We start from the raw sequence: 10810 nt of genomic DNA on the forward strand, positions 1-10810 counted from the left end.
CGCAACCTGGCGATGGAGCTGGTGCGCACGACCGAGGCCGCGGCGATCGCCGGGGGTCAGTGGGTGGGCGCCGGCGACAAGAACGCCGCCGACGGGGCCGCGGTGGACGCCATGCGGTCCCTGCTCTCCACCGTGCACTTCAACGGCACCGTGGTCATCGGGGAGGGCGAGAAGGACGAGGCGCCCATGCTGTTCAACGGCGAGCAGGTGGGCGACGGCTCCGGGCCGGCCTCCGACGTCGCGGTGGACCCCATCGACGGCACCCGCCTCACGGCGCTGGGCATGAACAACGCCCTGGCCGTCATCGCCGTGGCCGACGGCGGGTCGATGTTCGACCCCTCGGCCGTGTTCTACATGGACAAGCTCGTGGTGGGCCCGGAGGCCGCGGACTTCGTGGACCTGCGGCTGCCGGTCAAGCAGAACCTGCACCTCGTGGCCCGCGCCAAGGGCATCCACGTCAACCAGCTCACCGTCTGCGTGCTGGACCGCCCGCGCCACCAGAAGCTCGTCGACGAGATCCGCGCGACCGGTGCCCGCACCCGGATGATCCTCGACGGGGACGTGGCCGGCGCGATCGCGGCGTGCCGCGAGGGCACCGGCGTGGACGTGATGATGGGCATCGGCGGCACCCCGGAGGGCATCGTCACCGCCTGCGCGGTCAAGGCCACCGGCGGGATCATCCAGGGCCGGCTGGCCCCCACCGACGACGACGAGAAGCAGAAGGCCCTGGACGCCGGGCTGGACCTCGACGCCGTGCTGAGCACCGACGACCTCGTCACCTCGGACAACTGCTTCTTCGCCGCCACGGGCATCACCGACGGCGACCTGCTGCGCGGCGTGCGCTACCGCGGCCGCCGGATCACCACCCAGTCCATCGTGATGCGCTCCCGCTCCGGGACCGTGCGCATGGTCGAGGCCGAGCACCTCGCCTCGAAGTGGGAGAAGTACGCCCGCCGCTGACCCCGGCGCCCCGGCCCGCCCCGGCCGGCACCAGGACCCCTCGGGCCGGCCGCCGGCCCGGGGGGTCCTCGTCGTCCCCGTCATCCCGTGTCCGGGGCCTGTTGCGGCGCCCGCCCGCCCTAGACTGGTGCCGAACTGCGGGCGCCGACCGCGGTCCCCCCACCGGGGCGGAGCGCCCGGGTGATGAGGAGGACTCCATCGTGAGCACCACGGTCAGCCCGTGCCCCAACCGCAAGACCTGGGACGCCACCGTCCGGGTGACCGGCGGCCACCCCCAGCAGCTGTGGGGGATCGGCCAGGCCCAGATCTCGGCCGAGGGCCCGGGCCTGCAGGTGGACCGGGTCATGGTCCACGACGCCGAGCAGCGCACCGTGGGCTACGCCCAGCTCTACCTGCGCCCGGAGGCCGAGCGCACGGTCGCCGGGACGGTGCACGCCCACGTGCACCGTCCCCAGGACCTGCCGGTGGTCGCCGAGGCCCTCGCGGTGTGGGCCCGCGAGGAGCACGCGGCGGAGCTGCTGCGCTTCCAGCCCGACACGCTGCGCGGCCCGGGCACGGCCGAGGCCCTGGCGGCCGCGGGCTTCGCGCGACCGGCCACCGACGGCGGCCCCGACGAGCCGCGCCGGCTGGAGGTGCTGCTGGGGGAGACCCAGCAGGACCTCTCCCGCCGGCTCTGCGAGGCGACCCTGGACCGGTGCCGGGCCGCTCTGCGCACCCCCGGCGTGACCGTGCGCGAGGTCACGGCGCAGAGCCGGGCGCTGGCCAACATCGGGCTGCGCACCCGGCTCATCACGCAGCTGCTCGAGGACCTGGGGGACGACTCCCTGCTGCTCGTGGCCACCGAGGCGGGCGAGGACGGGGCCGAGACCGCCCTGGGCTATCTGTGGTTCGTGCACACGCGCGGGCTGGCGATGATCTACCGCCTGGGCTTCACCCGCCGCGGCCGGGACCTGGGCCTGGACGACGCCCTGCTGCTGACCGGTCTGGTGGAGCTGCAGAAGCGCCGCGTGCAGCGCCTCGACGGCGGGGACCCCGACGAGGCGGACGTGCCGCAGGTGGTCCGCGAGCTGGCCGGCACCGAACGGCCGGTGCTGGGCCCATGGGAGAAGTCGCTGGGGCGCAGCCCGGCCGGGGAGTTCTCGGCGGATGCGGCCGACGCCGCGGCCGCGCGCACCGGCACGGCCGTCGCCGCGGAGCTGGGCCTGGAGGCACCGGCCCCGGCCCGGTCCTGGGCCGCGGACGGGGCCGCTCCGGCCGCGGGGGCCACCGACGGCGACGGCGCGGGGGACGGCGGCCGCTCCCGGGTCCGGCGGGCCCGGCGGCTCACCCGGCGCGTGGTGGGGGAGGGGCTCTCCGCGCTGCGCGACGCCGCCGGGCGCTGACGCGGCCGCGTCCGCCGCACCCGGCGGCTCCCCGGGCCGCGGCGGGAGCCGGTCAGCCCTCCCGGCGGCGGGCCAGGACCGTGCGCAGCCGCTGCGGCACGTCCGGGAGCTCCCGGCGCGCCGAGGCGGCGGTCTCGCGGGCGGCGCGCAGACCGGTGTAGGCCGCGTACCGGCTGCGGCTCACCGGCAGGTCCCAGGTCCCCGGATAGGCCTCCGGGCGGCCGCCGAAGGACTTCTTGAACTTCGTGAAGCCGTGCCAGGCGTGCTCCGGGCCGGCGCCCTCGGGGGCCGTGCCGAACAGGTCGAAGCGGCGCAGGCCCTTCTGCTTGGCGTCGAGCACCATCCGCACGACCAGCGGGATGCCCGCGGAGAGCCGGCGGTGCTCGAAGTCCATCGCGGCGTGGGCGTAGGTGCGGGTGTCGTCGGAGTCGTAGACGAGGGAGGCGCCGATGGGCCGTCCGTCGAGCCGCGCCGCGTAGAGCACGGCCGCCCCGAGCGGCATGAGCGTGCGCGCGGCCTCGCGCAGGTAGGCGTCCTGCTGCCGGGTGAAGTCCTTGCGCTCGGCGGTGGCGTCCAGGAAGCCCAGCAGGACGTCGACGTCCGCGGGGTCCGTGGAGGCGGTGAACGTCACGCCCTTCTTGGCGATGTTGCGGTGCAGGTTGCGGTTGGTGGACTTCATTTCCTGGAGGATCGCGTCCTCGTCCTGCGTCAGGTCGATCACCTGGGTGTGCCCGGGCTGGACCTGGCGCGGCGCCGGGCGCAGGCCCCGCCGACGCAGCGACGCCTCGGGGGTCTCGAGCCCGTCGGTCACGGCGGCGTCCACCGGCTCCACGCGGACGAACCAGCACCGGTGCTCCCGGGCGGTGCGCACGAGGTGCTCGAGGGCCTCCTCGAAGGCCTGCGGGGTGGCGGCCTCGGGGCCGTACGGGCAGTACAGGTAGCGGCCGAGCCGGCCGCCCTCGAGGACCGCGAGGTAGCGCCACCCGTCCCCGGAGGCCTGGAACACCCGGTGCCCCAGGTTCCGCTGGAAATCGGCCCATGCATTCGACTGAAGTATGTTCGCCACGCCCCCACTGTACCGGTGCGCCGGGAGGCTCCCGGCGCACCGGCGGAGGCCCCGCAGCGGGGCGGCGGCGCAGGTCAGGGCGCGGGTCAGGGCACGGAGCAGGTGCCGTTGGGGGTGAGCTCCTCGGCGGGGACCCGGGGCAGCAGGGCCGGGACCGGCACGGCCATGGCGAGGCCCGGGCCCACGGCGCCCCCGCGCGGCAGGGCCTCGGCGTCCCGGGCCCCGCGGTCGGTGGCCTCCTCCAGCACCCGGCCCAGGTCCTCGTGCAGGCGGTCGTAGTCCGGGTAGGTGGGGAAGGACGGGTCGTAGTAGGGCGGGCCCGCGGCGAACTGCACGAGCTCGTGCTCCTTGGCCTTGAGGGCCACGTCCACGAAGGAGCCGATCTGGCTCTGCGGGATGTCGGTCTCGACGACCTGCGTGCCGGACTCCGCGAGGTCCTGGAACCGGGCGAGCACGTTGACGGGGTTCAGCTGCTTGAGCATCGCGGCCTGCACGCAGCGCTGGCGGGCCTGCCGGTCGTAGTCGGTGGCGCCCTCGCGGGACCGGGCGTACCAGAGGGCGTGGTAGCCGTCCAGGTGCTGGACGCCCGGCTCGATGTAGCCGAAGATCTCGTTCGGCAGACCCGTGAGCATGTCGGTGCCGCCGCCGATCGGCACGCGCCCGCCGACGTCGACGGTGATCCCGCCGAGGGCGTCCACGAGCTGCTCGAAGCCGTTCATCTCGACGATCGCGTAGGCCTGGACCTCGATGCCGAGCGCTCCCGAGGCGGCGTCCTTCATGGCCTCGGCGCCGGGGTCCGCGGAGTCCGGGTACAGCTGAGCGTGGTTGTTCGTGACGTCGGTGTACAGGGCGTTGAGGATGCACTCGTCGCCGCAGTCGAAGCCCTCGGGGTAGACCCCGGCCAGCGGGGAGTCCTCGGGGAAGGGGACGTTCTGCAGGTTGCGGGGCAGGGAGACGGTCACGGTCCGCCCGGAGTCGGCGTCCACGCTGAGCACCGTCATCGAGTCGGGACGGCGGCCCGAGCGGTCCTCCCCGGAGTCGGTGCCCATGAGCAGGATGTTGTAGCGCCCGTCCGCGGGCCGGAAGGGCAGTCCGCCCCCGAAGACGTCCGAGACCGCCCCGCGCGTCACGGACAGCAGATAGGCGGAGTAGGCCAGCCCGCCGGAGGTGACGAGCATCAGCGCCACGGTGGCCGCGGCCACCCCCCGGCGGGTGCGCTGCGCGAGCAGACCGGGCCGGATCAGGCGCAGCGTGTCGAAGTAGAGCAGCGCCCACCCCAGGGCCAGGCCCAGCAGCACGACGATCAGCAGCAGGGACGTGAGCGAGTTGGTCAGGAACCAGATCAGGGGGGTCCGCCACAGCAGCAGGCTCACGAGGGCCAGGGCCAGTCCGGCCCAGACGACCACGTCGACCTTCAGGGCGGCGCGCCCGGTCGCCCGCCGGCCCGCGACGAGCTGGGCGCTGCCGGGGACCACGAGCGTGGACAGCAGCAGCGTCCAGGCGCGCCGGGCGCGGGTGCCCTCCCCGGCGTGCTGGGGGTGGCGCAGCGGGTCCGTGAGCCGCGGCGGGGTCGCGGCGTCGTCGTCGGCCCGCCGCACAGCGGTGACGGCGTCCTCGGGGGTGGCGCCGGGGCCCGGGGCGGGTCGGTGGTGCGGCGGACGGGGATCCGGCTCGGCACGGGGGGTGTGGCCGTTCACGGGCAGCTCCGGCGGGGAAGGGCGGGCAGGGGAGGGCGAGTGGGGGAGGGCGGGGCGGTGGGCTCAGGCGCCGAGGCGGGAGCGCAGGGCGGCGCCCGTGTCCTGGGCCGTCTGCCGCAGCTCGGAGGCGAAGTGCACCAGCTGCTCGCGCAGCTGCGCCGCCCGGTCGTCCGCGCCCGCGGCGAGGATGCGTGCCGCGAGCAGCCCGGCGTTGCGGGCCCCGCCGATGGACACGGTGGCCACGGGCACGCCGGCGGGCATCTGCACGATCGACAGCAGCGAGTCCATGCCGTCCAGCGTCTTCAGGGGGACGGGCACCCCGATCACGGGCAGCGGCGTCACGGAGGCGAGCATCCCGGGCAGGTGCGCGGCGCCCCCGGCCCCGGCGACGAGCACGCGCAGGCCGCGCTCGTGGGCGCGCCGGCCGTAGTCGATCATCTCGGCGGGCATCCGGTGGGCGGAGACGACGTCGACCTCGTAGGCGATGCCGAACTCGTCCAGGGCGGCGGCCGCGGCCTCCATCACGGGCCAGTCGGAGTCCGACCCCATCACGACGCCCACGACGGGCTGCTGCTTCTCGTTCACTGGCACTCCTGGACTGCTGGGGTGGTGCGCGGCGAAACCGCGCTCCGGTCTGGGGCTACGGTAGCCGCCCCTGCGGGACGGGCTGTGGGAGGCACGCGGGTCAGGCCCGGCCGTCGCGCAGGACGGCCGCGGCGCGGGACGCCCGGCGGCGCAGCTCCGGGATCTCGTCGGCGGCGCCCGTGATGTTCACGTGGCCGATCTTGCGCCCGGGCCGCACGGCCTTGCCGTAGTTGTGGATCTTGGCGCGGGGCTCGGCGCCCATGGCGTCCCGGTAGGCGCCGAAGAGGTCCTGGTTGGCCCCGCCCAGGTAGTTCTTCATCACCGCGGACCCGCCGACCAGCCCGGTCTCCCCGAGCGGGAGATCCAGCACGGCGCGCAGGTGCTGCTCGAACTGGCTGGTCACGGACCCGTCCATGGTCCAGTGCCCGGAGTTGTGCGGGCGCATGGCGAGCTCGTTGACGAGGAACCCGGGGCCGCGGCCGGGGGTCTCGAACAGTTCCACCGCCAGCACGCCCGTGACGCCGAGCTCGGTGGCCAGGGTCCGGGCGGTGTGGGCGGCGGCGGACGCCACCGCGGGCTGCAGCTCCGGGGCGGGGGCGAGCACCTCGTCGCAGACCCCGGCCACCTGGATGGACTCCACGACCGGCCACGCCCCCACCTCGCCGGAGGGCGTGCGGGCCACGAGGGCCGAGAGCTCGCGGGCGAACGGCACCTTCTCCTCGGCCAGCAGCGGGCCGTCCGTGCGCGCGAACCACTGCGCCGGCTCCTCGCCGCGGGCCTCGGCGGCGGTGTCCAGCACCATGACGCCCTTGCCGTCGTAGCCGCCGCGCGGGGTCTTGAGCACCACGGGCCAGCCGGTCCGCTCGCCGAAGGCCACGAGCTCGTCGGCGTCGGCGACCGCCGCCCAGCGGGGGTTGGGCAGGCCGAGGCGCTGCACGGCCCCGCGCATCCGCAGCTTGTCCTGGGCGTGCACCAGGGCGTCCGGCCCGGGGCGGACGGCGACGCCCTCGGCGAGCAGGGCGTGCAGGTGCTCCGTGGGCACGTGCTCGTGGTCGAAGGTCAGCACGTCCACGTCCGCGGCGAAGCGGCGCAGGGTCTCGAGGTCGGTGTAGTCGCCCACCGGCGCGGTGGGCACGGCGGCGACCGCCGAGACGTCGGGGCCCTCGGCGAGCACGCGCAGCTCGATGCCCAGGGCGGTGGCGGAGGGCGCCATCATGCGGGCGAGCTGCCCGCCTCCGACGACGCCGACGACAGGTGCGGTTCCGGAAGCTCTCACCCGACCAGCGTATCCCGGTCCGGAGGGACCGCCCCGCCGGGCCGCCCGGCACCGCTCACCCGCCGCCCGTAACAGGGGCCGTCGCCCAGGGGCCGTGCAGGAGGGGCGGGGTAGGATGTGCCGAGGTCCGCCGCGGGGACTCCTCCGCGCCCGTCGACCGCTGCGCCGGCCGGCGCCCACCGATCCACCACCTGGGAGACCTGAAGCCGCGTGAACCGTCTCGTCGACCGTTTCGATGCCCTGTGGCACCTGTTCGTCAAGGAACTCATGAAGTTCGGAGTCGTCGGGGCGCTCGCCTTCGTGATCAACGCGTCGCTCACCTGGGTGCTGATGCACACCTGGTTCCCGGACGGTCACCTGAAGGCCAAGTTCATCGCCACGGCCGTCGCGATCCTCTTCGCCTGGATCGCGAACCGCCTCTGGACGTTCCGGCACAAGCGCCAGGCGGACAAGCGCCGCGAGCTGGTGCAGTTCCTCGTGGCCAACGGCATCGGCATGGCCATCGAGCTGGGCTGCCTCGGCTTCAGCTACTACGTCCTGGGCCTCACCAGCGCCTACGCGTCCTTCGTGTCCGGCACGATCATCGGCACCATCCTCGGGACGATCTTCCGGTACTTCGCCTACCGCTTCTGGGTCTTCGCCGAGGAGCTCGACGAGGACCCGAACTTCGCCGACACCGCGGCCCTCGAGATCGCCCTGATCACCGGCGCCGCCCCCGCGGGCAGCGCCGGGCACGCGCGGCGCGGAGCCGCCGAGCAGGCACCACGGGGAACCGCCGAGGACACGCCCCGGAAGGGTGCGGTGCACCCCGGCGCGGACGCGCACGAGGGGGCGGGCCGGGCCGAGGGCCGCTGAGCGGAGCGGGTCAGAACGCCACGGCGTTCTCGGCTGCGAGCACGGACGTCCAGGAGGGGTCCGTCCCGTCCGCCGGCCGGTCCGTGACGACCACCGCCCGCCCGCCGGCCAGCACCCCCAGGACGCGCAGCAGGTGCTCGGCGTCCAGCCGCCGTCCCGGCACGTGCACCGCCGCGGCCCCGGCCCACGCCGGCTCCCGCCCGGCCACCCGCGCGGCCGCGTCCGGCAGCAGCGCCCCGTGGCGCACGGGCCCGTCCGCCCCCGCCGCCCACAGCGCGGGCCCGTCCGGGTCCGGCTCCTCGAAGCCCTCGTACACGTCCGCGTGGGAGCGCACCTCGGCGCAGTAGTCCAGGGCGTCCCCGCCGGGCAGCTCCCCGCGGTATCCGAGGGAGAGCGCCGGGCGGTCCAGCACCACCGCCCGCGCCCCGGCGGGCACCCGCCCGAGCAGCGCCGGCAGCTCGCCCCGGGCGTCCACGAGACCCGCCACGGCCCGGTCACCGGGCTGCGGGGCGCCTCCGGACGGGTCGACCGGCCGCAGCGCGGCGCCCATGGTCCACGTGCCCAGGGCCACGGCGAGGCTGCGCCAGTGCACCTCGTCGCCCAGGGCCACGACGTCGCCCGCCTGCAGGTCCAGCTCGTCCACCCACAGGTTCGCGGTCTTGGCCGTCCAGTTGTCCAGCACCCGCCCGGAGAGCTCCACGCGCTCGCCGTCCTGGCCGTACCAGACGAGGGCGGGGCGGCTGCTCCGGCGCAGCCTGTCCACCAAGCGGGGGACAGAAGCAGGAATCGGGGTGTCCACGGGGTCCTCCTGGGCTGTGTGGGGGCGCCGGAGGCCGCCTCGGAGCATATGCGTCGGCGCGCATTCGTCGTTTTCCCGGACACCCCGCCCCAAAGCGGCCATGACCTGGAAAAACGTCTACTCCCAAAGGAAATCCGGGCCGATATCGTTCCAAGGGTCCCTCCGGCGAGAGGGTTGACGCAGTAGTAGTTACACACGTGTAATGAGGAAGTCCGGCAGACGATCAGCAAAGATACGTTTCCCGGGATGCAACGAACTGGTACCCCCCGCAGTATGCCAGTCCGGGGCCCACGCGTCCGATGGAAGGAAAGTCATGGGAGAGGCCGCACGCCAGCAGCTCGTCGATTCCACCCCCCTCAGCGGCTCCCGGCGCAGCGTGCGCTCGGTGCCCGAGGACTGGTTCGTGGATCCCGCCGATCCGCAGGCCGCCGAGCGCCACGTCCGCAGCGCCGGCGGGAGCCTGGAGGAGCAGGCCACCGCCTACCTCGCCGCGCACGACACCGTGCCGAACCTCACGGAGGCGGCGGCCGGCCCGGTCGTCGACCTGCTCGGCACCCCGGTCGTCGAGGGCGGTCTGGACTGGGGCTCGGTCGCCGGGCTGTACGCGGTGGAGGAGGACGAGGGCGAGCTCGCCTGGCAGACCGACGCGCTGTGCGCCCAGACGGACCCGGAGGCGTTCTTCCCGGAGAAGGGCGGATCGACCCGCGACGCCAAGCGCGTCTGCGAGGCGTGCCCGGTGCAGAGCGCGTGCCTGGACTACGCCATGAGCAAGGACGAGAAGTTCGGCATCTGGGGCGGGCTGTCCGAGCGGGAGCGCCGCCGCCTGCGCCGGCTCACGCGCTGAGGTAGTTTCGTCCGATGAGCTCTTCCGGCAGTGCCACCCGACGTTGCTCCCGCCAGACCTGCACGCGGGACGCGGTCACGACCCTCACCTACGTGTACTCGGACTCGACCGCCGTCGTGGGACCGCTGGCCGGCCACGCCGAGCCCCACGCCTACGATCTGTGCGCCGTGCACTCCGACCGGCTCACGGTGCCGCGCGGCTGGCGGGTGGTGCGCTTGGAGCTGCCGGAGGACCGGGCGCGCCGCGAGGACATCGGCGCCGTGGCCGAGGCGGTCCGCGAGCCCGAGCCGCCCGCGGCCGTCCGGGAGCGTCCCCGGGCCGTGCTGCGCGACGTGTCCCTGCCCCGCTCCGCCACGCCCCGGGACACGCCCGCGCCCCGGGGCACGCCCCCGGCCCGTCCGCTCCCCGAGACGGCCCGGGCCGACGTCCCCGTGCCCGAGGGCCTGCGGCGGCCGCACCTGCGCCGACCCACCGGGCACGGCGGCGCGGCGGTGCCCGAGGTCTGAGCGGCGCGGCGCCCCGCGGCATCCCCCGCACGGCGGTGCCCCGGCCCTAGGATGAGCCGCAGACCGTGCCTGCCCGGCACGGAGGCTCTTCCCCCCCGGAGCACCAGGAGTCCCCATGACTGTCCCTGCAACGACGCAGCCGACGCACGCCGTCCCGGCCGCGGTCCCGCACGCGAACGCCCCCGTGCGCAGCCCGGAGAGCGGCGCCGGTCACCGCGCCGCTCCCTGGGCGGCCCCCGCGGTCGCCCCGGAGCCGGTGCCCCCGGCCGCGACCGCCCTGGACCCGGGACTGGCCGGGATCCTGCGCTGCCCCCTGACGGGCGGGACGCTGATCCCCGTGGACGCGGACCGCCTGATGAGCGACCGCCCGTTCCGCGACGGCGTGCACCCGGTCTATCCGATCCGCAACGGCATCGCCTGCCTGCGCCCCGACCGCTGAGCGCCCGCGCCCGCCCTCCCGCAGCGCCGACCGGGTCACGAAGTCGTTAACATTCGTACCGGCGGAGTCGTCGAGTAGGTCGTGCGCGGACCGGTGTGCCTATCGTGGGCCCGTCCCCCCGAGCGCTTCCCCCCTTCCTCGCGAGGTGCCCCCCCGATGCCCCTGCCCACCCCCCCCCCCCGCGCGCCCCGCCCCCGCCCCGCCCGCCCCCGCCGATCCCCGCCGACGCGCACCGCCCCACCCCCGCCCGGGCGCGCCGGGAGACCCCCCCGTCCAGCGGGTCGATCAGGTCGTCGACCACCCTGACCTCGAAGCCGTGCCGCTCCCCAAGCTCCCGCAGCGTGTCGATGTTGCCGGAGTTGCCCCGGCCCAGGCGGGTGTCGGAGCCGACCACCAGGCAG

The 10810-nt window shown here is 75.3% G+C and carries 11 protein-coding genes; 6 read left to right on the top strand and 5 right to left on the bottom strand.

Translation table 11 applies throughout. The features are described 5' to 3' along the window. The first annotated feature begins 12 nt into the window (after positions 1–12). Complete coding sequence (gene glpX, locus ACWCOM_RS13665; RefSeq protein WP_454549298.1) at positions 13–960, top strand: class II fructose-bisphosphatase; 948 nt, start codon at positions 13–15, stop codon at positions 958–960. A gap of 200 nt (positions 961–1160) precedes the next feature. Further along, complete coding sequence (locus ACWCOM_RS13670) at positions 1161–2342, top strand: hypothetical protein (RefSeq protein WP_454549287.1); 1182 nt, start codon at positions 1161–1163, stop codon at positions 2340–2342. A 52-nt stretch (positions 2343–2394) separates the two neighbouring features. Here the strand turns inward: ACWCOM_RS13670 and ACWCOM_RS13675 are convergent, their stop codons facing one another. The 4 genes from ACWCOM_RS13675 to ACWCOM_RS13690 all read right to left on the bottom strand — a co-directional run bounded on the left by ACWCOM_RS13675 (position 2395) and on the right by ACWCOM_RS13690 (position 6906). Further along, positions 2395–3408, bottom strand: a complete 1014-nt coding sequence (locus ACWCOM_RS13675) for a lipid II:glycine glycyltransferase FemX (protein ID WP_454549288.1) — start codon at positions 3406–3408, stop codon at positions 2395–2397. A gap of 86 nt (positions 3409–3494) precedes the next feature. After that, positions 3495–5105 carry an LCP family protein gene (locus ACWCOM_RS13680; RefSeq protein ID WP_454549289.1) on the bottom strand — a complete coding sequence of 537 codons (1611 nt, stop codon included), beginning with the start codon at positions 5103–5105 and terminating at the stop codon, positions 3495–3497. A 63-nt stretch (positions 5106–5168) separates the two neighbouring features. Continuing rightward, positions 5169–5654 carry a 5-(carboxyamino)imidazole ribonucleotide mutase gene (purE, locus tag ACWCOM_RS13685; RefSeq protein ID WP_454549299.1) on the bottom strand — a complete coding sequence of 162 codons (486 nt, stop codon included), beginning with the start codon at positions 5652–5654 and terminating at the stop codon, positions 5169–5171. 136 nt (positions 5655–5790) lie between these two features. Next, complete coding sequence (locus ACWCOM_RS13690) at positions 5791–6906, bottom strand: 5-(carboxyamino)imidazole ribonucleotide synthase (RefSeq protein WP_454549300.1); 1116 nt, start codon at positions 6904–6906, stop codon at positions 5791–5793. 270 nt (positions 6907–7176) lie between these two features. Between ACWCOM_RS13690 and ACWCOM_RS13695 the strand changes: the two genes are divergently transcribed. Beyond that, positions 7177–7821: a GtrA family protein gene (locus ACWCOM_RS13695; protein ID WP_454549290.1), complete on the top strand. Its 645-nt coding sequence runs from the start codon at positions 7177–7179 to the stop codon at positions 7819–7821. Positions 7822–7831: 10 nt separating this feature from the next. Here ACWCOM_RS13695 and ACWCOM_RS13700 read toward each other — a convergent pair whose 3' ends face one another. Beyond that, positions 7832–8620: a TIGR03089 family protein gene (locus ACWCOM_RS13700; RefSeq protein WP_454549291.1), complete on the bottom strand. Its 789-nt coding sequence runs from the start codon at positions 8618–8620 to the stop codon at positions 7832–7834. Positions 8621–8933: 313 nt separating this feature from the next. On the opposite strand from ACWCOM_RS13700, the gene ACWCOM_RS13705 reads away from it, so the two are divergent. The 3 genes from ACWCOM_RS13705 to ACWCOM_RS13715 all read left to right on the top strand — a co-directional run bounded on the left by ACWCOM_RS13705 (position 8934) and on the right by ACWCOM_RS13715 (position 10409). Beyond that, a complete protein-coding gene (locus ACWCOM_RS13705) occupies positions 8934–9464 on the top strand; it encodes a WhiB family transcriptional regulator (RefSeq protein WP_454549292.1) in 531 nt (176 codons plus the stop codon). A gap of 14 nt (positions 9465–9478) precedes the next feature. Continuing rightward, positions 9479–9970, top strand: a complete 492-nt coding sequence (locus ACWCOM_RS13710; RefSeq protein ID WP_454549293.1) for a DUF3499 family protein — start codon at positions 9479–9481, stop codon at positions 9968–9970. A gap of 115 nt (positions 9971–10085) precedes the next feature. After that, entirely contained in the window at positions 10086–10409 is a 324-nt protein-coding gene (locus ACWCOM_RS13715) for a hypothetical protein (protein ID WP_454549294.1), read from the top strand. The last annotated feature ends 401 nt before the right edge of the window (positions 10410–10810 follow it).

The organism is Kocuria sp. KH4 (genome assembly GCF_053711175.1).

Bases quoted from the DNA above. Each gene is read 5' to 3' on its own strand.
- glpX (WP_454549298.1), top strand. From the start codon at position 13: ATGGAGCTGGTGCGCACGACCGAGGCCGCGGCGATCGCCGGGGGTCAG.
- purE (WP_454549299.1), bottom strand. From the start codon at position 5,654: ATGGGGTCGGACTCCGACTGGCCCGTGATGGAGGCCGCGGCCGCCGCC.
- ACWCOM_RS13690 (WP_454549300.1), bottom strand. From the start codon at position 6,906: ATGATGGCGCCCTCCGCCACCGCCCTGGGCATCGAGCTGCGCGTGCTC.
- ACWCOM_RS13705 (WP_454549292.1), top strand. From the start codon at position 8,934: ATGGGAGAGGCCGCACGCCAGCAGCTCGTCGATTCCACCCCCCTCAGC.
- ACWCOM_RS13710 (WP_454549293.1), top strand. From the start codon at position 9,479: ATGAGCTCTTCCGGCAGTGCCACCCGACGTTGCTCCCGCCAGACCTGC.
- ACWCOM_RS13715 (WP_454549294.1), top strand. From the start codon at position 10,086: ATGACTGTCCCTGCAACGACGCAGCCGACGCACGCCGTCCCGGCCGCG.